The organism is Lysinibacillus sp. ACHW1.5 (genome assembly GCF_022014815.1).
Classification (GTDB): Bacteria; Bacillota; Bacilli; order Bacillales_A; family Planococcaceae; genus Lysinibacillus; species Lysinibacillus capsici.
On the sequence record NZ_CP091777.1, the window covers coordinates 4380331 to 4406724 of the forward strand.

Below are 26394 nucleotides of genomic sequence, written 5' to 3' on the forward strand. Positions count from 1 at the left end.
TCCCTCCTTCTTGAGTGTTCAAATCATAAATCCGTTAGGATTACATTTCGAATAATTCAATTTCTTTGCTATCAGCAGTTAGTTTAACGATCGCTTTACGACGTTTGTTAGTGTAACCACCGTAACGGCCTACGCGTTTGAATTTACCTTTGTAGTTAAGAACGTTTACTTTCTCAACTTTTACGCCAAAGATTTCTTCTACAGCGTCTTTTACTTGAGTTTTGTTAGCGCGAGTGTCTACTTCGAAAGTATACTTTTTCTCTGCCATAAGTTCTGAAGAACGCTCAGTAATGACCGGACGTTTTAAAATATCACGTGCTTCCATTATCCAAGCACCTCCTCAACTTTTTCTACTGCAGACTTAGTGAATACAACTTTATCATGACCTAATAGATCAAGAACGTTGATTCCGTTTGCAGTTAAAACTGTTACACCAGGGATGTTACGAGCAGATAATGCTACGTTTTCATCTAGGTCAGCAGTTACGAATAAAGATTTTTTCTCTAAAGAAAGATCTTTAAGGATTTTTGTGAATTCTTTTGTTTTTGGTGCTGCTAGAGTTAGAGCATCAAGAACTAAGAAGTTTTGTTCTACTACTTTAGCTGATAAAGCAGATTTAAGAGCTAAACGACGAACTTTTTTAGGTAATTTATAAGAATAGCTACGTGGAGTAGGACCGAATACGATACCACCGCCGCGCCATTGTGGAGAACGGATAGAACCTTGACGAGCACGACCAGTTCCTTTTTGACGCCATGGTTTACGACCACCACCAGCAACTTCAGAACGGTTTTTAACCTTGTGATTACCTTGACGAAGAGAAGCGCGTTGAGCAACTACTGCGTCGAATAATACTGCTTCATTTGGCTCGATTCCGAAGATCGCATCGTTTAATTCGATTTCACCAACTGAAGCACCTGTTTGACTAAGTACAGATACTTTTGTCATTCCTGTTTCCTCCTTTCCTTAAGTGATTACTTAGCTTTAATTGCAGTTTTTACTGTAACTAGAGCTTTTTTAGAACCAGGAACATTACCTTTAACAAGTAGTAAGTTACGATCTGTGTCAACTTTCACGATTTCTAAGTTTTGGATTGTAACTACATTGCCACCCATTTGACCAGGTAATTTCTTTTGTTTGAATACGCGGTTCGGAGCAACTGGACCCATTGAACCAGGACGACGGTGGTAACGAGAACCGTGGGCCATAGGACCACGAGATTGTCCGTGGCGTTTGATAACACCTTGGAAACCTTTACCTTTAGTAACTCCTGTTACATCGATTACATCGCCTTCTGCGAAAATTTCTACTTTGACTTCTTGACCAACTTCGTATTCTTCCACGTTCACGTTGCGGAATTCACGAATGAAGCGCTTAGGAGCAGTGTTCGCTTTTGCTACGTGACCTTGTTCTGGTTTGTTAGAAAGCTTAACGCGCTTGTCTTCGAAACCAACTTGAATTGCTTCGTAGCCGTCTGTTTCAACAGTTTTCTTTTGAAGAACTACGTTTGGAGTAGCTTCGATAACTGTTACCGGGATTAAATCGCCGTTTTCAGCGAAAACTTGTGTCATACCAATTTTTCTACCTAAGATTCCTTTAGCCATTTGTCACACCTCCTGTAAGTTTTAAAAGTTATATTGTTTTTACCATTAAAGTTTGATTTCGATATCAACGCCAGATGGTAAATCAAGTTTCATTAACGCGTCAACAGTTTGTGGTGTTGGGTTAACGATATCGATCAGACGTTTATGCGTACGCATTTCGAATTGTTCACGAGAATCTTTGTACTTGTGAACCGCACGAAGAATTGTGTACACAGACTTCTCAGTTGGAAGTGGAATCGGACCTGATACACTTGCACCTGAACGTTTTGCAGTTTCCACAATTTTCTCAGCAGATTGATCTAAAATACGGTGATCATACGCTTTTAAACGAATACGAATCTTTTGTTTTGCCATTATTTTCCCTCCTTCTCGCCTATTTTCTAGACATTCTCCACGAAAATTTTCCCACACACCGCCATGGCAAAGCGGCCGGGTGTGTCGGCAACCTCTCGCTTCATCGCAGTCAAAGACCAACATTCAACATTATATACAATAAAAAAAGAATAAGCAAGTCTTTTCGCTAAATTCTTTTAAATGTTGCAGATATTCTTAGTACTACTATTTCTTCGCTTTATTAAGCCGTTTATTAGTATATAAAATTTCTATACATATTGCAACACTTAAGGTTGTCATATCAACATTTTCGCACATTTCAAATAACTCTAAAAGAAAAGTAGTTTCTATATTAAATAGAAACTACCTCCTTATTATAGAAAGAACACACAGGCAATCCAACCAAACAGGATTAGTGGTATGTTAATGAAAATAAACGTAGGAACACAGGTATCCCAAATATGATGATGCTGGCCGTCAACATTTAGGCCTGCTGTTGGTCCTAATGTAGAATCGGATGCTGGTGAACCTGCGTCTCCTAAAGCACCTGATGTACCGATTAAGCATAATATCGCTAAAGGACTCATATCTAAACCTTGTGCTAGCGGAACAAATAGTGTAGCGATAATAGGCACTGTTGCGAAGGACGAACCAATCCCCATCGTTACAACTAATCCTATGACTAACATGATGAAGACAGCAAGACTTCTATTTCCTTCTAATAAGGTGAGTGAATTAGTAATTAAGCTGTCCACATCACCTGTTGCATTGATTACCGCCGCAAAACCATTTGCCGCAATCATAACAAAGCCAATAAAGGCCATCATCTTCATTCCCTCAGAAAGAATATCATCGGCTTCTTTCCATTTAAGGGCACCTGTAAAATACATAATCATAATACCTGCAAACGACCCTACAATCATTGAATCCGTTAACACTTGAGCGCATAGTGATACTACTAATGCCAGAGCTGTAGAAAACATAATAAATTTGCTGACGTTTACATTTAAAGATTCCGTCTCTACTTCTCTATGCTTATAATGTCTTGGCTTGCGGTATACAGCAAAAGCAATTATCAATCCGATTAGCATTCCTAATACGGGCATACCCATTGCTACAGGGACATCACGAGAAGATACAGCCATTCCTGCCTCTGACACTTGTGTAGCAACGATATCTTGAAAGATTGCTCCAAAACCAGCAGGTACAAAACTATAAGTACCAATTAAGCCTACTGCAATCAACGTTGCGATTATACGTCGGTCGACTTCTAGCATATTTAAAATCTTTAAAATAGGAGGAATTAATAATGGAATGAAGGCAATATGAATAGGAATGACATTTTGAGATAAAATAGACATCACAAAAATAAGGAAGAAAATTAATACCTTCACAAGTCCTTTTCTATTACTTTCACCCTTTAATATTTTTAACACCCCCGCTATCATTAATTCGGGTATTCCTGTTTTGGCAATGGCGATTGCAAAACCACCAAGTAAGCCATAACTTAATGCAATGGTTGCTCCTGCCCCTAATCCTTCCGTAAATGATTGGACTGTTGACTCAATGCCCATCCCACTAGTTAGACCGCCTACAAATGCTCCTAAAACTAACGAGAGAACTACATTGATACGAAGCAAGCTTAATATTAACATAACGGCAACAGCCGCAATTACTGCATTCATTGTCACACTCTACTTTCATACACTAAATTACTAACATGTTAAACTTTATTATTCTGATAATTGAAAGTCAAGGTTTTTTGTAATTTCTATATTTTTGCACTAAAAAACAGTGTAATGATAACCACCACACTGTTTCCGAGTTTCTTCTTATTTAATTTTACAACGATTGACGTACAACCTTTTTATAATAGCCTACCGATAGAATGGCAAAAATCGTATATAAGGCTATATAACAGCACATTGCAATCCACAAGGGGGTTGTTAACTCTGTCCCAAATAAAAACCATCCTGACTTAACAGCAAAGTAGCTATGCAATAAACCAATAACTAATGGAACACCGAAATTAAAGGCCTGTTTCATATAAATACCCTTCATGATATCTTTTTCAGCAAAACCAATCTTTCGTAGGATTGTATAGGAATCACGTTCTTCCTCTGCCTCAGACATTTGTTTAAAGTATAGAATACTACCTGTGGTCATTAAGAACGCAAGCCCTAAAAATGCTGTTGTAAAGATGGTAAGACCCAATGATTCAATATTGTCTTTACGTTTTCCTTCATAGGATGATTGTGTATATTGCTTTGTCTCCCCTTTATCATCTACAGCCGTAATAATACCTGCATTTGATTGAATATATAATTTTTCTGCTGTTGCAATATCTTCTTTCGATTTTAAAGTTATTGTTGTTTGATGATGCCAAGGATAAAGAGCTGCCTGTGTAGTTAAACTTTTAAATATATCATCTGTCACAACAAAGATAGGTCCACCACCCCCAGCCGTTACAATACCACTTATCACACTTTTATCGTGGATATCAACGACATGAAAAGTTTCTTCAAGTTCTCCTGCAGATACTACTAAATCATGATCTTTCTCTAACGGGAACATTTCAGCCATATAACCACCATAGTTTGTTAAGATAACCTCATTTCCTGATAGCTTAGCCTCTGGAACACTCTGCTGATAATCTGAAAGCGGAATGGTATAAATTGTGCCTTCCATTGTATATAAAGGGTTATCCTGCTGTTTTTTAGACATCAATTGACCTACAGCAGCAGTTACTCCCTGAAGACGGTAGTCAATTTTATCATAAGCAATATTATTTTCCTCTAACTTCTCTAAAAACTCCTCCCCTTGCTCTTCAAGCAATATGAAATCACCTGGTACTTGGCTATATGCAGATGCTTCCGAGGAGTAGTAGGCGATATAGGAAAGCGTCGTCACGCCTAGAGAAACGCCTGTTAACACAGTGATTAGCGTTAATGACTTTGCATTGCTCTTCATGCGATGCATGATGGGCGTTAATGCTAATACATCCTTTATGGATAAATGCCCTTTTTTCTTTAGACGAATAGTATTCATAATAAACGCTACAGAGAAACGAAAAACAAGGAATGTTCCACCAATTGTAGTAGCTAAAATAATAATCATATTAATAAATAAATTACCAGCAGATTCGATATCGAACAGCTTTGTCGATGCATAGTAGCCATAAGCAATCAGTATAAGACCCAAAAAGCCAATAACCATCTGGAACGCACTAAAGCGTCTTACACGCTCATCTGCTTGTTTTGCTGCACTAAATAATGATAACAATGACACATGATGAATCATCCAAGCCATCTGTATAAGAACGATGATCAATAAGATAGTAAATACAATCATCGACTGCAGTAAAGCTTGTGTACTAAAAGTCATGGTTACGAGAGCTTCTTTTTCAAGCACACGAAGCAAAATCATTGCAAACACACGAGAGCTAAAGAAGCCTGCCAACATACCTATAATAACGGCTCCAACAAATAAGAGAATGTTTTCAATCGCTAATAAACGCACGATTAGCCCCTTAGTCATGCCAATCAGTTGGTACAAACCTATTTCCTTACTACGACGCTTCATAAATAAATGGTTTGCATACAGAACGAAGAACAAAACGATAAAATAAAGAATATAAGTTGCTGCCTTAAATCCTGCCGTAGCTGTTCCACTCATTTGAACAGCAGCCCACACCTCCGTATTATTTTGCAAGGTGACGAACGAAAAGTATAAGGTAACACTAAAAATAAGTGCAAAGAAATATAGATAGTAGTGCTTCATATTTTTCTTCATACTTCGAAGTACTAACTTACTAAGACTCATACCCGTCACCGCCTAGCACACTTTGTGTATGCATGATTTCTTTGAAAAAGGCCTGCCTTGTTTTATCGCCCTTATAAAGTTCACTATAGATAAGGCCATCCTTTAGAAATAACACACGTGTACAGAAACTTGCGGCTACAGCATCGTGTGTAACCATCATAATTGTCGCTTCTTTTGTTTCATTTATATTTTGTAGATTTTGAAGCAGGGCTGTAGCTGATTTAGAATCTAGTGCCCCAGTGGGCTCGTCTGCAAATACCAATGACGGATTGGTAATAAGTGCACGTGCAGCAGAGGTACGCTGTTTTTGTCCACCTGATATTTCGTTGGGATATTTATTTAAAATTTCCGTGATTCCCAACAAAGAAGTGAGTTCCTTCACTCGACTTTCGGCAACAGCTTTTGGTAACTTACTGATGGCTAACGGTAGAAGAATATTTTCTTTTACTGTCAAGGTATCTAATAAATTATAGTCTTGAAATATAAATCCTAGCTGCTCTCTTCGGAAGTTTGCTAAAGCCTTTTCTTTCATACCACGTAAACTATGACCGTTTATCTCAATAACACCTTCTGTCGCAAAGTCAATTGAGCATAAGACATTTAAAAGCGTTGTTTTACCAGAGCCAGAAGGTCCCATAATACCTACAAATTCTCCTCTATTCACTTCTACATCAATACCCTTTAATACTTCCTGAGCCGTTGATTTTTTTCCATACACTTTCTTTATTTTACGTCCTATTAAAACTGTCACTTCATAACGCCCCTTTCTATAGTTCAAGTGTACCCTGTCAAACCTAAACATTCGTGCGTTTTACATGACAATATAAAAAGGTAGGTGACATTTTCGTCATCTACCTGTTAGTTTCGCATATTCATTTTGTAAGGGGAAACGTAGTGTAAATAGCGAGCCTTCCCCTACTTTAGATTGAACATTAATACGAATACCAATTTTATGGGCTACATTAGATGCTAAATAGAGACCCATACCTGTTGATTGAGAGGATTCCCTTCCCGCTGTTCCTGTATAAGATTTTTGAAAAATTCTAGGTAAATCGTCTAAAGGTATACCCCTACCTATATCTTTAATATGTAGTAATGTAGCACCTGTAGAATCATATTCTGTAAAGATTGTTATCTCAGAATTTATTGGGCTATACTTGATGGCATTCGAAAGAATTTGTCGAATAATAAAAGCTAACCACTTGCCATCTGTCATAACAATCTCTGTCAGTTCACCAATTTCAAAGCCAATGCCTTTTTCAAGACACCAAGCTTGCATCGCTCTGATTTCTTTATAAACAATGGACTTCAGTTCAATCTCATTTAAATAATTATCTTTTTCAATAGCGTATAATCTTGTTTGATGCAGTTGTTGATCAACCAAAAGATGTAGTCTTAGCCATTCATTCTCTAATTTTCGACGTAGCTGTAAATCCTCAATATGTTCAAACATTAAATTAATGGCAGTTAAAGGTGCTTTTACTTCATGGACCCAAGCTAATAGCTCATCAGAATGCTCCTGTATTTGCACTTTGGCTTGATTTAACTCTAAATTCTTTTCAAAGAAGGCATCCTCCATTTTTTGAAAGTATACTTCTTGAAAAGGAGATAAAGCTAAACTATTTCTATGTGCATCATCAAGGTGGCTATCCATATTTCCCAGGAAATCTTTTAATTTCCCAACTTCGATGACATAGCGACACCAAAAAAAGAGTGTAAAACTTACAAGTAAACTAACGTTTACATACCCAATAGAAATTCCATTTAAACCAACATCTAAAGAAAATAGTACATTTAGAATTATTAGAGTAAAAATAAAAAATCCTATCCAAGCAAAGCGTTCTCTAATAAATAATAATAGCAACTTCCCTCACATCCCTCAGCTTACTGCCATATAACCAAGTCCTTTTTTCGTTAGTATTACCTCATGTAAACCAATATCCTCTAGCTTTGCACGTAACCGATTAACGTTTACAGACAAAGTATTATCGTTTACGAAACGTTCGTCATCCCATAGTTTTCTCATTAGCTCGTCTCTTGAAACGATATGATTAGCCTGCTCCACTAATATTCTTAAAATAAAAAGTTCATTTTTTGTTAAAGAAGCAATGGCACCATTATACATAATTTCACTTCTCGCATAATCAATTATGGCATCGTTAAAACGTGTAACATCCATTTTTTCTTCAACGTAATCATAGGTTCTACGTAAAATAGCCTGTGCTTTTGCGAGTAAAACTTCCATATGAAAAGGCTTTTGAATAAAATCATCAGCCCCCATTTGCATAGCCATCACCATATCCATCGGGTGATCTCGGGAAGAAAGAAAAAGGATTGGCACTTTGGATAAATGACGAATTTCACGACACCAATGAAAGCCATCATAGGCAGGCAATTGAATATCAATTAGCACGAGATGGGGCTTCTCCTCTATAAAGTCATCCATCACCTTCTGAAAATTTTTAGGTCCAACCACGTTTAGTGACCACTGCTCAAAACGTTCTTGAATCATGCTAAAAATAGAAGGATCATCTTCAATCAGCAAAATTTTCATGTCCATACTTAGTTCCCCTTTCCCTTTAATTATTTACGCTAGAGGACATGCTTGTTGTTATGTACACATACACTAATTAAAACTCTAATTTCCCTTTATTTTAACACAAAAAACCAATCTGTAGGCGTCCCTACAGATTGGTTAGAAATTAGCGAAAGCTAAAATTATTTTTGGATAGAAGCAACTACGCCAGCGCCTACAGTACGGCCACCCTCACGGATAGAGAATTTAGTACCTTCTTCAAGAGCGATTGGAGCGATAAGTTCAACTGTCATTTCGATGTTATCACCAGGCATTACCATTTCAACGCCTTCTGGTAAGTTACAGATACCTGTTACGTCAGTTGTACGGAAGTAGAACTGAGGACGGTAGTTAGAGAAGAATGGAGTATGACGGCCACCCTCTTCTTTTGATAAAACGTAAACTTCAGCTTTGAAGTTAGTGTGTGGAGTAATTGAACCTGGTTTAGCTAATACTTGACCACGTTGGATTTCTTCACGAGCAACACCACGTAGTAAAGCACCGATGTTGTCACCAGCTTCAGCATAGTCTAATAATTTACGGAACATTTCTACACCAGTTACAGTAGTAGATTTAGCTTCTTCAGCGATACCGATGATTTCAACTACGTCACCAACTTTAACTTGACCACGTTCAACACGGCCAGTTGCAACTGTACCACGACCAGTAATAGAGAATACGTCCTCTACTGGCATCATGAATGGTTTGTCAGTTTGACGTTCTGGAGTTGGGATGTAAGAATCTACAGCGTCCATTAATTCAACGATTTTTTCTTCCCATTCTGGTTCACCTTCAAGAGCTTTAAGAGCAGAACCTTTGATTACAGGAATATCGTCACCTGGGAAGTCATATTCAGATAGTAGGTCACGGATTTCCATTTCTACTAATTCTAATAATTCTTCGTCGTCAACCATATCACATTTGTTCATGAATACTACTAAGTATGGAACACCTACTTGACGAGATAAAAGAATGTGTTCACGAGTTTGTGGCATTGGGCCGTCAGCAGCAGATACTACTAAGATACCGCCGTCCATTTGAGCAGCACCAGTGATCATGTTTTTAACATAGTCAGCGTGTCCTGGGCAGTCAACGTGTGCATAGTGACGAGTTTCAGTTTCGTATTCTACGTGAGAAGTATTGATTGTGATACCACGTTCTTTTTCTTCTGGAGCGTTATCGATATCAGCGTAAGATTTAGCTGTACCACCCATTTTTTTAGAAAGAACTGTAGCGATTGCAGCAGTTAAAGTAGTTTTACCATGGTCAACGTGTCCGATTGTACCAATGTTAGCATGCGTTTTAGAACGGTCAAATTTTTCTTTAGCCATTAGAGATTGCCTCCTCAAAATTGTATGTTTTAGATTTAAAATTTATAGAATGAATGCTGATAGAGAACGGGCCCATCCCCTATCCTGCAATCATAGCTTACAAATTAGTTATACTTTATGCAAGATGAAATTTCAATTATTCACCTTTATTTTTTTTGATGATATCTTCAGAGATTGATTTTGGTACTTCTTCATAATGATCGAATACCATTGAGAATACACCACGACCTTGCGTTGCAGAACGTAAAGTTGTTGCATATCCAAACATTTCTGATAGTGGAACCATCGCACGAACAACTTGAGCGTTACCGCGAGCTTCCATACCTTCTACGCGACCACGGCGAGAAGTGATGTTACCCATGATATCACCAAGATATTCTTCTGGAATTACAACTTCAACTTTCATCATAGGCTCTAAAAGAACTGGACTACATTTTGATGCAGCAGCTTTAAGTGCCATAGATGCAGCGATTTTAAATGCCATTTCGTTTGAGTCAACATCATGGTAAGAACCATCGAATAATTTCGCTTTGATGTCGATTAATGGGTAACCAGCGATTACACCGCGGTCAAGCGAGTCACGAAGACCTGCTTCTACAGCTGGAATATATTCACGTGGTACTACACCACCAACGATAGCATTTTCGAATTCAAAGCCTTTACCCTCTTCATTTGGAGAGAACTCGATCCATACGTCACCGTATTGACCACGACCACCAGATTGACGAGTGAATTTACCTTGAACTTGAGCAGAGCCACGGAATGTTTCACGGTAAGATACCATTGGAGCACCTACGTTAGCTTCTACTTTAAATTCACGGCGCATACGATCAACTAAGATATCAAGGTGAAGCTCACCCATACCTGAGATAATTGTTTGACCAGTTTCTTGGTCTGTATGTGCACGGAATGTTGGATCTTCTTCTTGTAGTTTTTGTAAAGCTTGACCCATTTTATCTTGGTCAGCTTTTGATTTTGGTTCTACAGAAAGAGAGATAACTGGTTCTGGGAACTCCATAGACTCAAGGATAACAAGGTTTTTCTCTTCACAAAGAGTGTCACCAGTTGTTGTATCTTTAAGACCTACAGCAGCTGCGATATCACCAGCAAATACTTTTGAAATCTCTTCACGGCTGTTAGCGTGCATTTGTAGGATACGACCTACACGTTCACGTTTGCCTTTTGAAGAGTTTTGTACGTATGAACCTGATTCAAGAACACCAGAGTACACACGGAAGAACGTTAATTTACCTACGAATGGGTCAGTCATAACTTTAAATGCTAAAGCTGCGAATGGCGCTTCGTCTGATGATGGACGTTCAGTTTCATCACCATCTGGAGTTGTACCTTTAATAGCAGGTACATCAACTGGTGATGGTAAGTAGTCGATAACTGCGTCAAGCATTTTACGAACACCTTTGTGTTTGAATGCTGTACCACAGATTACTGGATAGAATTCTACAGCGATTGTCGCTTTACGGATAGCCGTTTTAAGCTCTTCTTTTGTAATTTCTTCACCAGCAAAGTATTTTTCCATGATTTCTTCGTTAACTTCAGCGATTGCTTCGATTAACTTCTCACGGTATTCTTCAGCTTGCGCTTGGAATTCTTCAGGAATTGGTTGACCTTCACGTAATGCTGTACCTTCTTCGTTATCGTAGTAAGTTACATCCATTTCAACTAGGTCAATAATTGCTTTGAACTCATCTTCCGCACCAATTGGTAATTGGATTGGATGAGCATTTGCTTGTAAACGCTCGTGTAAAGTACCTACAGAATATAGGAAATCTGCACCCATTTTATCCATTTTGTTAATGAATACGATACGTGGTACACCGTAAGTTGTAGCTTGACGCCATACAGTTTCTGTTTGAGGTTCAACACCAGATTGAGCATCAAGTACAGTTACTGCGCCGTCAAGTACACGTAAAGAACGTTCTACTTCTACAGTGAAGTCTACGTGTCCAGGAGTATCGATGATGTTTACGCGGTTGCCTTTCCATTGAGCTGTTGTCGCAGCAGAAGTGATTGTGATACCACGTTCTTGCTCTTGCTCCATCCAGTCCATTTGAGAAGCGCCTTCATGAGTTTCACCGATTTTGTGAATCTTACCTGTGTAATAAAGGATACGCTCAGTTGTTGTTGTTTTACCAGCATCAATGTGAGCCATGATCCCAATATTACGAGTATTCTCTAGTGAGAATTCGCGTTTCATTAGGTATTTCTCCTTCCATATTGGGCTTATGCTATGTTTAGATTACCAACGGTAGTGAGCGAATGCTTTGTTCGCTTCTGCCATTTTGTGCATATCTTCACGTTTCTTAACTGATGCACCAGTGTTGTTAGAAGCATCAAGGATTTCGTTAGCTAAACGCTCTTCCATAGTTTTTTCACCACGAAGACGAGAATAGTTAACTAGGTAACGAAGACCTAAAGTTGTACGACGTTCTGGGCGTACTTCAACTGGTACTTGGTAGTTAGAACCACCAACACGGCGAGCACGTACTTCAAGAACTGGCATTACGTTATTTAGAGCAGCTTCGAATACTTCGATTGGATCTTGACCAGAACGTTCTTTAACTAGTTCGAACGCACCGTATAAAATCTTTTGAGAAGTACCTCTTTTACCATCAATCATCATTTTATTGATTAAACGAGTTACTAGTTTTGAATTATAAATTGGATCTGGTAACACGTCACGTTTGGAAACAGGACCTTTACGAGGCATGTGTTTTCCTCCTTTCATTGAGTAAATATATTGTGGGATTTAAATTATTTTTTTTCTTTAGGGCGTTTTGTACCGTATAAAGAACGTGATTGCATACGACCGTTTACACCAGCAGTATCAAGAGCACCACGAACGATATGGTAACGAACACCCGGTAAGTCTTTTACACGACCGCCACGGATAAGAACAACACTGTGCTCTTGTAAGTTGTGGCCTTCACCAGGAATGTACGCTGTAACCTCGATTTGGTTAGTTAAACGTACACGAGCGTATTTACGTAACGCTGAGTTTGGTTTTTTAGGCGTCATTGTACCTACACGAGTACAAACACCACGTTTTTGTGGAGATTTAACATCAGTTAAAGATTTTTTAAATGAGTTATATCCTTTGTTTAACGCTGGTGAATTTGATTTCGTGATTTTAGATTTACGAGGCTTACGTACCAATTGGTTAATTGTAGGCATCGATTTTTCCTCCCTTCATTCCTTCTTTTTTTAATACCACACATCCAGGTGGTTCATTTTTTGGGTAAAAACAAAGTCTTTGTGCATTTTACACAAAAACTACTCTACAGTAATCGCAACTACCGCAGCTCCAACATGGATTCCACAGGCTTTGCCCAGTTCCTTTTTGGACTCAACAAGAATAACTGGTATACCGATTTCTCTCGCGAAAGATATGGCCGAATCGGTTACCCAATTGTCTGCATCAAGTGCCACAAAAAGTTCTTTCACTGAACCAGCTCGCATTGCTTTTACTGCTTGCTTTGTACCTATGATTGTTTGACTAGCCCTTACTTTATCATAAGACATTTACATATCCTCCGAAGTACAGACAGTTAACTATCAACCTTCAATATATTATCATTACTCATTTACACTGTCAACTAATATCTTGAAAAAGTCCGAAGAGATGATGAAAATATGCATCTCTTCGGCCTAATTTAATGTTTATTCAGCAGAAACGACTTCTGTGTCAAGCTCATCTTTTTCGATGCGGATTTGACGATAACGTTGCATACCAGTACCTGCAGGAACAAGTTTACCAATAATTACGTTCTCTTTTAATCCAAGAAGCTCGTCACGTTTACCCTTAATTGCTGCATCTGTTAACACACGTGTTGTTTCTTGGAACGATGCTGCAGATAAGAATGATTCTGTTTCAAGAGAAGCTTTTGTAATACCAAGGATAACAGGACGACAAGTTGCAGGGTTTTTGCCATTCATCACAGCGTCTACGTTTGCCTCTGTGAATTGGTGGATGTCTAATAATGAGCCAGGTAGTAATTCTGTATCTCCAGCTTCAATTACACGCACTTTACGAAGCATTTGGCGAACCATTACCTCGATGTGTTTATCCCCAATTTCTACACCTTGCATACGGTATACTTTTTGAACTTCTTTTAATAAATATTCTTGAACAGTTGAAACGTCTTTGACTTTTAGCAATTGTTTTGGATCGATAGAACCTTCTGTTAAAACTTGACCACGTTCTACATTATCACCTTCGATAACTTTCAAACGTGCGTTATAAGGTGCTTGATACTTACGAGTTTCTACGTCACCTTGAATTGTAATTTCTTTTAAGCCTTCACGAATTTCTGTGATATCTGAAACCGTACCAGCAATTTCTGAAATAACAGATTGACCTTTTGGATTACGTGCTTCAAAGATCTCTTGGATACGTGGAAGACCTTGTGTAATATCATCACCGGCAACCCCACCTGTATGGAATGTACGCATTGTTAACTGTGTACCTGGTTCACCGATTGATTGAGCCGCAATAATACCAACTGCTTCCCCAACTTCAACCTTCTCACCTGTCGCCAAGTTCATGCCGTAACATTTTTTACAAACGCCGTGTTTTGTATTACATGTAAATGCTGAACGGATTGTCACTTCTTCAATACCAGCCTCGATAATTGCACGAGCGATATCTTGGTCGATTAAACCGTCTTTTGCAAGAATTACTTCACCAGTTTCAGGGTGGAAGATAGTTTTCTTCGTATGACGACCAACAATACGTTCATCTAGAGCTTCAATTAACTCTGTGCCTTCCATTAATGCACCAATCGTTAAGCCACGGTCAGTACCACAGTCATCTTCACGAACGATAACATCTTGTGCAACGTCAACAAGACGACGCGTTAAGTAACCTGAATCGGCAGTTTTTAGGGCTGTATCGGCAAGACCTTTACGAGCACCGTGAGTTGAGATGAAGTACTCTAATACTGTTAAACCTTCACGGAATGAAGATTTGATTGGAAGTTCGATAATACGACCAGCCGGGTTGGCCATCAGACCACGCATACCAGCTAGCTGAGTAAAGTTAGATGCATTACCACGGGCACCTGAATCAGACATCATGAAAATTGGGTTTGTTTTCTCAAGTGACTTCATCAGCTTCGCTTGAATTTCATCTTTTGCAGCACTCCAGCTTGAAATAACGCGATCATAACGCTCATCCTCAGTAATGAAACCACGACGGAATTGCGCTTGAACTTTATCTACTTTCTCTTGAGCTTCTGCTAAAATTTCACCTTTATCAGGTAATACCACGATATCAGATACACCTACAGTAATACCTGCACGTGTTGAATATTTGAAACCTAGGTTTTTCATACGGTCAAGCATTTTAGATGTTTCCGTAATGTGGAAACGTTTAAATACTTCAGCAATGATATTTCCTAAGAATTTCTTACGGAATGGGTTTACAACAGGTACTGATGCAAAGTATTTACGCAATACAGCTGTACGTTGTGCATCAATTTTCCCTTTTTCATCTAAATTATTATAAGCACTATCTGATTCAAGCTCTTTAAGTGTTTCTTCATCAATTGTTAACTTAGCAAAGTATTTTTCTGGTGTTACTTGCTCTAAGTTGAAATCAGTTGGCTCATTAATATAAGGGAATGATTCTGGCAAGATTTCATTAAAGATTACTTTACCGACAGTTGTTAATAAGAACATATTATTTTGTTCTTCAGTGAATGTCGGATTATTTAATGAACTTGCTTTAATTGCGATACGTGTATGCAAGTGTACATGACCTGTATCATAGGCAATTAAAACTTCATTTGGACCATAGAAAACAGTACCTTCACCGCGTGCGCCTTCACGTTCAAGTGTTAAGTAGTAGTTTCCTAATACCATATCTTGAGAAGGTGTTACAACAGGTTTACCGTCTTTTGGATTCAAGATGTTTTGTGCAGCAAGCATTAGAAGACGAGCTTCAGCTTGAGCTTCAGCTGATAATGGTACGTGAACCGCCATTTGGTCACCATCAAAGTCAGCATTATAGGCTGTACATACTAATGGGTGAAGACGAATAGCACGACCTTCAACTAGTGTTGGTTCAAATGCTTGAATTCCAAGACGGTGAAGCGTTGGTGCACGGTTTAATAATACTGGATGCTCACGGATAACATCTTCTAAAACGTCCCATACGTCGTTATTTAAACGCTCGATTTTACGTTTAGCAGATTTAATGTTATGAGCAAGACCACGCTCTACTAATTCTTTCATAACGAATGGCTTGAATAATTCGATAGCCATTTCTTTTGGTAAGCCACATTGGTACATTTTTAAGTTTGGACCTACTACGATAACCGAACGACCAGAGTAGTCAACACGTTTACCAAGTAGATTTTGACGGAAACGACCTTGTTTACCTTTCAACATATGTGAAAGGGATTTTAATGGACGGTTACCAGGACCTGTTACAGGACGTCCACGACGACCATTATCGATTAATGCATCAACAGCTTCTTGTAACATACGTTTTTCATTTTGTACGATGATGCTTGGAGCACCTAAATCTAATAAACGTTTTAAACGGTTATTACGATTAATTACACGACGGTATAAATCGTTTAAATCTGAAGTCGCGAAACGACCACCATCTAATTGCACCATTGGACGAAGCTCTGGTGGAATAACAGGTAGTACATCTAGAATCATCCATTCAGGTGAGTTTCCTGAGTTACGGAAAGATTCAACAACTTCTAGACGTTTAATGGCACGAGTACGTCTTTGACCTTGAGCAGATTTTAACTCCTCTTTTAAAGATTGTGTTTCATCTTCTAGGTCGATTTTACCTAATAATTTTTTGATTGCTTCTGCACCCATTGATGCTTCGAATGTATTACCGAATTTTTCACGGTATGCACGATACTCTTTTTCAGAAAGTAATTGTTTACTTTCTAAATTAGTAGCACCTGCATCGATCACAACGTATGAAGCGAAATAGATAACTTCTTCAAGAGCACGAGGTGACATATCTAAAATTAGACCCATACGGCTAGGAATACCTTTGAAGTACCAGATATGAGAAACTGGTGCTGCTAATTCGATATGTCCCATACGTTCACGACGAACTTTAGCACGTGTTACTTCAACGCCACAGCGATCACAAACTACGCCTTTATAGCGTACACGTTTATATTTCCCACAGTGACACTCCCAGTCCTTAGTTGGACCAAAAATACGCTCACAGAATAAACCATCTTTTTCTGGTTTTAGTGTACGGTAGTTAATTGTTTCAGGTTTTTTAACCTCTCCATATGACCAAGAACGAATCTTGTCAGGTGATGCTAAACCAATTTTCATATATTCAAATTCATTAACGTCTATCAAGGAGCCTACCTCCCTCTAGTATAGGTCTTTATAAAGACTCTTTTACGCAGCTCGATAATCGTTTGCAAAGATTGCCTCTTTGGCAAAGGATTAGAAATAGAATGATTTATTAAAAGAAAAAGCCAGGCAGGGCGTTAAATCCTGCCCGGCTAATTTGAAAAATAAGTTTGACCAGATTCACATTTGTGAATTTGGTTTTCCATTATTCAAAAGACTCTACTGGCTCTTCTTCTGTATCTGGCTGTGGTGCAATGTTAAGTGCATCAGCTGGCTGAAGATCGTCTTCTTCGTCTAAATCGCGAAGCTCTACTTCTTCATCATTAACTGTTAACATCTTAACATCCATACCAAGAGATTGAAGTTCTTTAATCAATACTTTGAATGACTCAGGAACACCTGGCTCTGGTACACTTTCACCTTTAACGATGGCTTCATATGTTTTCACACGACCAACAACGTCATCAGATTTAACCGTTAAGATTTCTTGAAGTGTATACGCAGCACCATAAGCTTCAAGTGCCCATACCTCCATCTCACCAAAACGTTGTCCACCAAATTGCGCTTTACCACCAAGTGGTTGTTGCGTAACAAGTGAGTAAGGACCAGTTGAACGTGCATGAAGTTTATCATCAACCATGTGAGCTAGTTTGATCATATACATGATACCTACTGATACACGGTTATCGAATGGTTCACCAGAACGTCCATCATACAGGATTGTTTTACCGTCACGGTTCATGCCAGCCTCTTCCATTGTTTCCCAAACGTCTTCTTCATTAGCACCATCAAATACTGGTGTTGCCATGTGAACGCCTAGGTAACGAGAAGCCATACCTAAGTGTAACTCTAAAACTTGTCCGATATTCATACGGGAAGGTACACCAAGTGGATTTAACATGATATCAACAGGCGTGCCATCTGGCATGAATGGCATATCTTCTTCTGGTAAGATACGAGAGATAACCCCTTTGTTACCATGACGTCCGGCCATTTTGTCCCCAACACGAATTTTACGTTTTTGAACAATGTAAGCACGAACTAATTGGTTAACACCTGGTGGTAATTCATCGCCATCTTCACGGTTAAATACTTTAACATCAAGAATGATACCGCCAGCACCGTGTGGTACACGTAATGAAGTATCACGAACCTCACGAGCCTTTTCACCGAAGATTGCATGTAATAAACGCTCTTCAGCCGTTAATTCTGTAACCCCTTTAGGCGTTACTTTCCCTACAAGAATATCACCGTCACGTACTTCCGCACCGATACGGATAATACCACGTTCGTCTAGGTTACGAAGTGCATCTTCTCCGACGTTTGGAATATCACGAGTGATTTCTTCTGGTCCAAGCTTTGTATCACGAGATTCTGATTCATATTCTTCAATATGAACAGATGTATAGACATCGTCTTTTACAAGGCGCTCACTCATAATAACAGCATCCTCATAGTTAAAGCCGTTCCAAGTCATGAAGGCAACCAGTACGTTACGTCCAAGAGCTAGTTCGCCTTTTTCCATTGATGGACCATCTGCTAAAATGTCACGAGGTTTCACACGTTCGCCTACTTTTACAAGTGGGCGTTGGTTATATGAAGTACCTTGGTTAGAACGAATGAACTTCTGTAATTTATATTTTGTTAAATCGCCTTTAACCTCTTTGCCGTCTACAACTTCAATGCGGCGTACATGGATAGAGCGAGCTTCAACATGCTCAACAATACCATCATACTTCGCTACTACAGCTGCACCTGAATCACGCGCATCAACATGTTCCATACCAGTACCAACGAATGGTGCTTCTGGGTTAAGTAGTGGAACTGCTTGACGTTGCATGTTGGCACCCATAAGTGCACGGTTCGAGTCATCGTTTTCTAAGAACGGTATACATGCAGTCGCTGCAGAAACAACTTGTTTAGGAGATACATCCATGTAGTCCATTTGTGCTTTATTGAATACCGTGTTATCACCACGGAAACGACCTACTACTTCATCATTTGCAAAAGTACCATCTGGATTTAACGGTGAATTTGCTTGTGCTACATAGTAGTTATCTTCTTCATCAGCTGTTAAATAATCAATTTGCTCCGTTACTCGACCTGTTTCGTGGTCAATACGACGATAAGGTGTCTCAATGAAGCCAAATTTATTTACTTTGGCAAATGAAGATAATGAGTTAATTAACCCAATGTTTGGACCCTCTGGTGTCTCGATTGGACACATACGACCATAGTGAGAGTAGTGAACGTCACGTACTTCGAAGCCAGCGCGCTCACGCGTTAAACCACCAGGACCTAATGCAGATAGACGACGTTTATGCGTTAACTCTGCTAATGGATTTGTTTGGTCCATGAATTGTGATAATTGAGAGCTTCCGAAGAACTCTTTAATGGACGCAATCACTGGACGAATATTGATTAATTGTTGTGGTACGATCGCAGCTGTGTCATTAATTGACATACGCTCGCGTACTACACGTTCCATACGAGACAAACCGATACGGAATTGGTTTTGTAGTAACTCACCAACAGAACGTAGGCGACGGTTACCTAAATGGTCAATATCATCTGTTGCACCTACTTGATAAAGTAAGTTAAAGAAATAGCTTACTGAAGATAAAACATCAGCAGGTGTAATATTCTTCACTTCTTCATCAATGTACGCATTACCAATAATATTGATTTCTTTTTGCGCTTCATCCTTTGGAGCATAAATCTTAATAGATTGGATGGTTACATCATCTTCAAGTACTCCACCGACTTGTGATAAAGTGCGGTAACCAATACCTTTTGATGAATCTTCTAGGTAAGGTAGAATTTTATCTAAAGTACGACGATCTAGTACTGTACCTTTTTCTACTAAAATTTCGCCTGTTTCTGGATCTACAAGCGTTTCAGCAATCGTTTGGTTGAATAAACGATTTTTAATGTGAAGCTTTTTATTCATTTTGTAGCGACCAACATTCGCTAAATCATAGCGTTTAGCGTCGAAGAAACGAGAGTATAATAAACTCTTCGCACTTTCTACTGTTGGTGGCTCACCTGGACGTAAACGTTCGTAGATTTCTAAAAGCGCTTTTTCTGTACTTTCAGAGTTATCTTTTTCTAACGTATTACGTAGATACTCGTTATCACCGATAATATCGATAATTTCTTGATCTGAACCAAAACCTAATGCGCGTAGTAACACTGTTACTGGTAGCTTACGAGTACGATCAATTCGCACATAAACTACGTCTTTCGCATCAGTTTCATACTCTAACCAAGCACCACGGTTTGGAATAACTGTAGCTCCAAAGCCCTTTTTACCGTTTTTATCAGTTTTATCATGGAAATACACACTTGGTGAACGAACTAATTGTGAAACGATAACACGTTCAGCACCGTTGATAATGAACGTACCTGTTTCTGTCATTAACGGGAAATCACCCATGAAGACATCTTGTTCTTTCACTTCGTCTGTTTCTTTGTTGTAAAGACGTACTTTCACACGTAATGGAGCTGCGTAAGTAACATCTCGCTCTTTACACTCATCAACATCATATTTAGGCTCACCTAATGAATAATCGATGAATTCTAATGAAAGATTACCTGTAAAGTCCTCGATCGGCGAAATGTCACGGAACATTTCACGTAAACCTTCTTCAAGGAACCACTCGTAAGACGCCGTTTGAATCTCAATCAGATTTGGAAGCTCAAGCACCTCTTTAATACGCGCAAAGCTTCTACGCTGGCGGTGTTGTCCGTACTGAACTAGTTGACCTGTCAACTCATTCACCCCTCAATAAAGCGATATTAGGTCTTTGCAAAATCATACAAATAGTGTATGATTTCGAAAGACAAAAAGAAAACGAGTCTTCAAAAAGATCTCATTTTCGGTTAACTAAACTTATCTTGGCAAGTATACCCATATTAAAACAATTCTATACAAAAAGGGCATACGACCTCAAAATAATATTTTTGCATTGTATCATATTATCATAGCCGATTTGTCAAGTCAATAAATTATACATATTTCATTTATTTTTTTGCGCGTACTATCCAGTACCCTTTTTTCTTTTCTACTACATCGACTTCTGAAAACTTTTCTTCTAAGTAACTTACTGTCGATGGCGCTCCTTGTTTCTTCTGAATGACTACCCAGAGCTCACCCGAAGACACTAGCCGATCGTAAGCTCCATCGTAAAAGCGGAAAATCGTTTCCTTCCCCGCACGAATTGGTGGATTCGTTAAGATAGCTGCTGCATCTACATCTTTATCAACCATCGATAGGCCGTCACTCACAAATATTCGCACATTTTGAACACCGTTCACTTGCGCATTTTTTTGCGAAAGCGCAACTGCACGTTCATTAATATCCATCATAAAAACGGTACGGTCTGGATTAGCTTTGGCAATCGATAACCCTATCGGCCCGTATCCACAACCTACATCAAAAATCGCACCATCAATATCAGGCATTTGAAAAGCGTCTATTAAAACACGGGATCCAAAATCTACTTCGCTTTTACTAAATACACCAGCATCCGTTTCAAATGAAAACGTATGCCCTAGTAACTTGAATGTCCAGTGACGTGGTTTACTTTCAGTTTGAGGCTTACTTGTATAATAGTGATCTGACATTTTCACGCCTCCTCAGAATGAAGAAAAAAGCTCGCCAAAATGACGAGCTTTCCTTTTGTTAAAAAGTAACGCGAGATTACTTAACTTCTACAGATGCGCCAACTTCTTCAAGTTTAGCTTTGATTTCTTCAGCTTCATCTTTAGAAACGCCTTCTTTAAGAGCTTTAGGAGCGTTATCTACTACTTCTTTAGCTTCTTTAAGACCTAAACCAGTGATTTCACGAACCACTTTGATTACTTTGATTTTTTCTGCACCAGCAGATGCTAATACTACGTCAAATTCTGTTTTTTCTTCAGCTGCAGCAGCACCGCCAGCAACTACTGCTACTGGAGCAGCAGCTGTTACACCGAATTCTTCTTCGATAGCTTTTACTAAATCGTTTAATTCAAGAACTGTCATAGCTTTGATAGCTTCTAAGATTTGCTCTTTATTCATTATAATTTCCTCCTAATTGGATAATGTTTTATTTTTTTGCGATCAGGCCGCAGAAGTATTAGTGCGTACTAAATTACGCGCCTTGTTCTTCTTTTTGTTCTGCAACAGCTTTTGTTGCAAGTGCGAAGTTACGCACTGGAGCTTGAAGTACAGATAAAAGCATAGAAAGTAGACCTTCGCGTGATGGAAGTTCTGCAAGTGCTTTAACATCTTCAACAGAAGAGATAGTACCTTCAATAATACCAGCTTTAATTTCTAAAGCTTCGTTTTTCTTAGCGAACTCGTTGATGATTTTAGCAGGCGCTACAACATCTTCATTTGAGAACGCAATTGCGTTAGGACCAACTAATACGTCGTTGATTCCTTCAAGGCCAGCAGCTTCAGCAGCACGACGAGTTAAAGTGTTTTTGTAAACTTTGAACTCAACGCCAGCTTCACGAAGTTGTTTACGAAGCTCTGTTACTTGTGCAACATTAAGACCACGGTAATCCACAACTACTACAGAAGCAGCGCCTTGGAATTTTTCAGTAATCTCTTGAACTTGTACTTGTTTGTTTTCGATTGCTTTGCTCATGATGACACCTCCTATTAGAATGGGTCATTTATACCGACAAAAGAAAAGCCTCCGAGTCAAATAGACACAGAGGCTGAAAGTCATCATCTTTAAATAAGAATCTGAATTCCGATGTCCTCGGTAGGAACATTAAGTGACAAGTCACTCCTACTGTCTACGGTACAAATGGATAATTCACAACAGCAACTATAGTATCACGTATAGCCACTATCGTCAATACATATATATAAATTATTTTACTACTACGTTAGAAGCGTCAATTTTAACCGCTGGACCCATTGTAGTTGTAACATTTACAGATTTCATGTAAGTACCTTTAGCTGCAGCAGGTTTTGCTTTTTGTACTACATCAAAAACAGCTAAGAAGTTTTCTACTAATTTTTCTGCTGAGAAAGAAACTTTACCGATAGGAGCGTGGATAATACCAGCTTTATCAGCACGGTATTCTACTTTACCAGCTTTGATTTCTTCGATAGCTTTTGTTACATCGAAAGTAACTGTACCAGTTTTAGGGTTTGGCATTAAACCTTTAGGTCCTAATACACGACCAAGTTTACCAACTTCACCCATCATGTCAGGAGTTGCTACGATTACATCGAAGTCAAACCAACCTTGTTGGATTTTTTGGATGTATTCTGCATCGCCTACATAGTCAGCACCAGCTGCTTCAGCTTCTTTAAGTTTTTCACCTTTTGCAAATACTAATACACGTTGAGTTTTACCAGTACCGTTTGGTAGCACTACTGCACCACGGATTTGTTGGTCGTTTTTACGAGTATCAATACCTAAGCGGAAAGCAACTTCTACAGTAGCGTCGAAGTTTACTGTGCTAGTTTTTTGAGCAAGTTCGATTGCTTCTTGTGCAGTGTATAGTGCGTTACGATCAATTAATTTCGCTGCATCTTGCAGTTTTTTACCTTTTTTAGCCATTATATATTTCCTCCTTGATTGTGGTTATAGCGGATTTTACCTCCCACGAATAAAGGTTGCGTGTTCACAAAGAAACTTCGCAACCTTCCAAAAAACAAAACATCAAGTAAATGGGATTAGTCTTCGATAACAATACCCATGCTTCGTGCAGTACCTTCAACCATTAACATAGCAGCTTCTACTGAAGCAGCGTTAAGGTCTGGCATTTTAGTTTCAGCGATTTCGCGAACTTTATCACGTTTAACCGTTGCCACTTTTTTACGGTTTGGTTCACCAGATCCAGATTGGATACCAGCTGCTACTTTAAGTAGAACTGCTGCAGGTGGAGTTTTTGTAATGAAAGTGAAAGAACGATCCTCGAATACTGAAATTTCAACTGGGATAATAAGACCAGCTTGATCAGCAGTACGCGCATTAAATTCTTTACAGAATCCCATGATGTTCACACCCGCTTGACCTAATGCAGGACCAACCGGTGGAGCTGGGTTAGCTTTACCAGCAGGGATTTGAAGTTTAACAACTTTAATAACTTTTTTAGCCACGAGACACACCTCCTTAAGTCCGTGATGTGGTAATTGGGTTGCCCCTCCCACTCAATATCTGTCTGTCAGCTAAGTGCCGATAACATTAAAATTATCATTACAGACGTCAAACAAAAGTATGACAGTCTGACCTATGAAATGATACCACTTTTAATTTTTTTAAGCAAGTAGTAATTAACAAAATCTGCGAAACATCTACCAATTTGCATGTAAAGTTCTATTCTTAGAACTATAATTTTTGAACTTGTTCGAAATCTAGCTCCATAATCGTTTCGCGACCAAACATATCAACCGTCACTTTAATTTTACCTTTTTCTGTGTCAATTTCTTCAACACGCCCTTGGAAATGAGCAAACGGCCCTTCTAATACTTCTACTGCTTCACCAACAGTAATGTCCACTTCAACAACTTTATCAGTCATACCCATTTGTTGCAGTAAACGATCTGCTTCTTCAGGTAATAACGGTGTTGGTTTTGCTCCTCCACCTGATGAACCGATAAAGCCCGTAACACCAGGCGTATTTCGAACTACATACCAAGAGTCATCTGTCATGATTAACTCTACTAACACATAACCAGGGAAAACTTTACGCATCATTGTACGTTTTTTTCCATCTTTCATTTCTGTTTCTTCATGCTCAGGAACAATCACACGGAAGATTTTATCTTGCATTCCCATTGTTTCTACACGTTTCTCTAGGTTTGCTTTTACACGGTTTTCATACCCTGAATACGTATGAACAACATACCAATTTTTCTCCATAACTACTAGGACTCCTCGTCCGTCCCTCCCTTACAAATAAAAGTGAAAATGAATCGCGATACGCTCAATGCATTTTTACTCTTTTCACAAACATCTCATTAGAAAAATATAGCTTTCGCTAATTGCTTGCGAAAGCTCGATGATATATACCGAAACTAGCATAGTCATCTATCGCTACTATCATACTCTCCTAGTAGTATTTATCATAATGAGGAGATTTTACTGCTTTGCGCTTCACTTCACCCATCTCATCGATCCAATTTAGATGGAGTTTTCTGCTGAATGAAGATAAAACAAACGAAAAAACCCGTTATTGCAATGGACGGGCTATTTCAAAAATATGCTATTTACTAAATTATAAATCTAAGTACCAGCGGAATAATGATGAAATACCTAAGTCAACTAACACAAAAAATAAAGCCATAATGACAACAGTTGAAATTACAACGACTGTATACTTCGTCAGTTCTTTACTTTTCGGCCAGCTTGTTTTGCGCATTTCTGACATTACATCGCTGAAAAAGCTTTTGATCTTGCCCATTCTAGCTTAACCTCCGAATCAATCAAATCTGTCTATTTACATATCATTTTATAGCGTTTGTTTATGCATTGTATGTTCATTGCAGTGTGAGCAAAATTTCTTTAATTCGAGACGTACAGTTGAACCTTCTTTAGCTGGGAACGTGTAATTTCTCGAACCACATTTCTCACAATTTAGCACGACTTTTTTTGCCATATAATCACCTTTTTCGGCACTTTGTCTTTTTAAGACTAACACCTATATTTGTCAATGTCAATAAAGGCCTATATAGGCTAAGACATTTCCTCAAGGACTAAATGACGTTCTAATTTACGTTTAACCCGCTGCAATGCATTATCGATAGATTTCACATGACGATTTAATTTGGCGGAAATTTCATGATAAGACTGACCGTCTAGATATAAGGCTAAAACTTGTAGCTCTAATTCACTTAAAATCTCACTCATCTTTTCTTCTAAATATCCAAACTCTTCTCTATGAATCATCAATTCTTCTGGATCATCCATAATAGCACCCGTTAGTACATCCATAAGCGTTCGGTCTGACTCTTCGTCGAATATAGGCTTGTCCAAAGAGATATAGGAATTTAGAGGTATATGCTTTTGCCTAGTAGCTGTTTTAATAGCTGTGATAATCTGTCTTGTAATACATAACTCTGCAAAAGCCCTGAATGATGCAAGCTTATCTCCTTTAAAATCACGAATCGCTTTATATAAGCCTATCATGCCCTCTTGTACGATGTCTTCCTTATCTGCTCCGATTAAAAAATAGGATCTTGCCTTCGCTCTTACTAACAAACGGTATTTCGTAATTAAATAATCCAACGCATCTGTATTACCTTGATGCACCATTTCAATAAGCTCTTCATCATTGAATCGTTCAAAATCTTGTGTCACTTGTACAATGCTATTTTTAAACATGGTATCACCTCAGCCACAACAGATAATTAGAAACAGTA

Annotated in this window: 25 protein-coding genes and 1 other annotated feature; all 25 genes read right to left on the reverse strand. The window is 38.6% G+C overall.

The genetic code is table 11. The annotated features are described in order from the left end of the window. Positions 1 to 40 precede the first annotated feature (40 nt). Positions 41 to 325, reverse strand: a complete 285-nt coding sequence (gene rplW / locus L6W14_RS22095) for a 50S ribosomal protein L23 (protein ID WP_004233628.1) — start codon at positions 323 to 325, stop codon at positions 41 to 43. Continuing rightward, positions 325 to 948 carry a 50S ribosomal protein L4 gene (rplD, locus tag L6W14_RS22100; protein ID WP_004233626.1) on the reverse strand — a complete coding sequence of 208 codons (624 nt, stop codon included), beginning with the start codon at positions 946 to 948 and terminating at the stop codon, positions 325 to 327. Before rplD ends, rplW begins: the two co-directional genes overlap by 1 nt. Positions 949 to 974: 26 nt before the next feature. Continuing rightward, a complete protein-coding gene (rplC, locus tag L6W14_RS22105; RefSeq protein ID WP_004233625.1) occupies positions 975 to 1604 on the reverse strand; it encodes a 50S ribosomal protein L3 in 630 nt (209 codons plus the stop codon). Positions 1605 to 1649: 45 nt separating this feature from the next. Next, positions 1650 to 1958, reverse strand: coding sequence for a 30S ribosomal protein S10 (gene rpsJ / locus L6W14_RS22110; protein WP_004233624.1), 309 nt, complete (start codon positions 1956 to 1958; stop codon positions 1650 to 1652). Between the two features lie 353 nt (positions 1959 to 2311). After that, positions 2312 to 3622 (reverse strand): Na+/H+ antiporter family protein, encoded by a 1311-nt coding sequence (locus tag L6W14_RS22115; RefSeq protein ID WP_237898896.1) that lies wholly within the window; start codon positions 3620 to 3622, stop codon positions 2312 to 2314. Positions 3623 to 3779: 157 nt separating this feature from the next. Next, positions 3780 to 5759, reverse strand: coding sequence for an FtsX-like permease family protein (locus L6W14_RS22120; protein ID WP_237898898.1), 1980 nt, complete (start codon positions 5757 to 5759; stop codon positions 3780 to 3782). Then, positions 5749 to 6510, reverse strand: coding sequence for an ABC transporter ATP-binding protein (locus L6W14_RS22125; RefSeq protein ID WP_048395566.1), 762 nt, complete (start codon positions 6508 to 6510; stop codon positions 5749 to 5751). Before L6W14_RS22125 ends, L6W14_RS22120 begins: the two co-directional genes overlap by 11 nt. Before the next feature lie 96 nt (positions 6511 to 6606). Beyond that, positions 6607 to 7623: a sensor histidine kinase gene (locus L6W14_RS22130; RefSeq protein ID WP_237898899.1), complete on the reverse strand. Its 1017-nt coding sequence runs from the start codon at positions 7621 to 7623 to the stop codon at positions 6607 to 6609. 15 nt (positions 7624 to 7638) lie between these two features. Beyond that, complete coding sequence (locus L6W14_RS22135) at positions 7639 to 8313, reverse strand: response regulator transcription factor (protein WP_048395586.1); 675 nt, start codon at positions 8311 to 8313, stop codon at positions 7639 to 7641. Positions 8314 to 8477: 164 nt separating this feature from the next. Beyond that, the gene (gene tuf / locus L6W14_RS22140; protein ID WP_004233614.1) at positions 8478 to 9665 is read right to left on the reverse strand and encodes an elongation factor Tu; all 1188 of its coding nucleotides are present in this window, start codon (positions 9663 to 9665) and stop codon (positions 8478 to 8480) included. Positions 9666 to 9801: 136 nt separating this feature from the next. Further along, positions 9802 to 11880: an elongation factor G gene (fusA, locus tag L6W14_RS22145; RefSeq protein ID WP_131521816.1), complete on the reverse strand. Its 2079-nt coding sequence runs from the start codon at positions 11878 to 11880 to the stop codon at positions 9802 to 9804. Positions 11881 to 11922: 42 nt separating this feature from the next. Next, entirely contained in the window at positions 11923 to 12393 is a 471-nt protein-coding gene (gene rpsG, locus L6W14_RS22150; protein ID WP_004233610.1) for a 30S ribosomal protein S7, read from the reverse strand. 44 nt (positions 12394 to 12437) lie between these two features. Continuing rightward, the gene (rpsL, locus tag L6W14_RS22155; protein WP_004233609.1) at positions 12438 to 12857 is read right to left on the reverse strand and encodes a 30S ribosomal protein S12; all 420 of its coding nucleotides are present in this window, start codon (positions 12855 to 12857) and stop codon (positions 12438 to 12440) included. Between the two features lie 99 nt (positions 12858 to 12956). Next, positions 12957 to 13205 carry a ribosomal L7Ae/L30e/S12e/Gadd45 family protein gene (locus tag L6W14_RS22160; RefSeq protein ID WP_004233607.1) on the reverse strand — a complete coding sequence of 83 codons (249 nt, stop codon included), beginning with the start codon at positions 13203 to 13205 and terminating at the stop codon, positions 12957 to 12959. A 138-nt stretch (positions 13206 to 13343) separates the two neighbouring features. Then, positions 13344 to 17027, reverse strand: a complete 3684-nt coding sequence (gene rpoC, locus L6W14_RS22165) for a DNA-directed RNA polymerase subunit beta' (protein WP_131521815.1) — start codon at positions 17025 to 17027, stop codon at positions 13344 to 13346. Between the two features lie 202 nt (positions 17028 to 17229). Then, complete coding sequence (rpoB, locus tag L6W14_RS22170; RefSeq protein WP_176408505.1) at positions 17230 to 20805, reverse strand: DNA-directed RNA polymerase subunit beta; 3576 nt, start codon at positions 20803 to 20805, stop codon at positions 17230 to 17232. A gap of 242 nt (positions 20806 to 21047) precedes the next feature. Beyond that, positions 21048 to 21650: a class I SAM-dependent methyltransferase gene (locus L6W14_RS22175; protein ID WP_131521814.1), complete on the reverse strand. Its 603-nt coding sequence runs from the start codon at positions 21648 to 21650 to the stop codon at positions 21048 to 21050. A gap of 76 nt (positions 21651 to 21726) precedes the next feature. Further along, the gene (gene rplL / locus L6W14_RS22180) at positions 21727 to 22086 is read right to left on the reverse strand and encodes a 50S ribosomal protein L7/L12 (protein WP_004233598.1); all 360 of its coding nucleotides are present in this window, start codon (positions 22084 to 22086) and stop codon (positions 21727 to 21729) included. A 73-nt stretch (positions 22087 to 22159) separates the two neighbouring features. Then, the gene (rplJ, locus tag L6W14_RS22185; protein WP_004233596.1) at positions 22160 to 22660 is read right to left on the reverse strand and encodes a 50S ribosomal protein L10; all 501 of its coding nucleotides are present in this window, start codon (positions 22658 to 22660) and stop codon (positions 22160 to 22162) included. Positions 22661 to 22692: 32 nt separating this feature from the next. After that, positions 22693 to 22838, reverse strand: a sequence feature (ribosomal protein L10 leader region). A gap of 53 nt (positions 22839 to 22891) precedes the next feature. Further along, positions 22892 to 23590 carry a 50S ribosomal protein L1 gene (rplA, locus tag L6W14_RS22190; RefSeq protein WP_004233594.1) on the reverse strand — a complete coding sequence of 233 codons (699 nt, stop codon included), beginning with the start codon at positions 23588 to 23590 and terminating at the stop codon, positions 22892 to 22894. A 116-nt stretch (positions 23591 to 23706) separates the two neighbouring features. Next, the gene (gene rplK / locus L6W14_RS22195; protein WP_004233593.1) at positions 23707 to 24132 is read right to left on the reverse strand and encodes a 50S ribosomal protein L11; all 426 of its coding nucleotides are present in this window, start codon (positions 24130 to 24132) and stop codon (positions 23707 to 23709) included. 229 nt (positions 24133 to 24361) lie between these two features. Continuing rightward, positions 24362 to 24895, reverse strand: coding sequence for a transcription termination/antitermination protein NusG (nusG, locus tag L6W14_RS22200; protein WP_004233590.1), 534 nt, complete (start codon positions 24893 to 24895; stop codon positions 24362 to 24364). A 355-nt stretch (positions 24896 to 25250) separates the two neighbouring features. Further along, entirely contained in the window at positions 25251 to 25436 is a 186-nt protein-coding gene (gene secE, locus L6W14_RS22205) for a preprotein translocase subunit SecE (protein WP_004233589.1), read from the reverse strand. A gap of 48 nt (positions 25437 to 25484) precedes the next feature. Next, positions 25485 to 25631, reverse strand: a complete 147-nt coding sequence (gene rpmG / locus L6W14_RS22210) for a 50S ribosomal protein L33 (RefSeq protein ID WP_004233588.1) — start codon at positions 25629 to 25631, stop codon at positions 25485 to 25487. Positions 25632 to 25708: 77 nt separating this feature from the next. Beyond that, positions 25709 to 26356, reverse strand: a complete 648-nt coding sequence (gene sigH / locus L6W14_RS22215) for an RNA polymerase sporulation sigma factor SigH (RefSeq protein ID WP_004233587.1) — start codon at positions 26354 to 26356, stop codon at positions 25709 to 25711. Between the last annotated feature and the right edge of the window lie 38 nt (positions 26357 to 26394).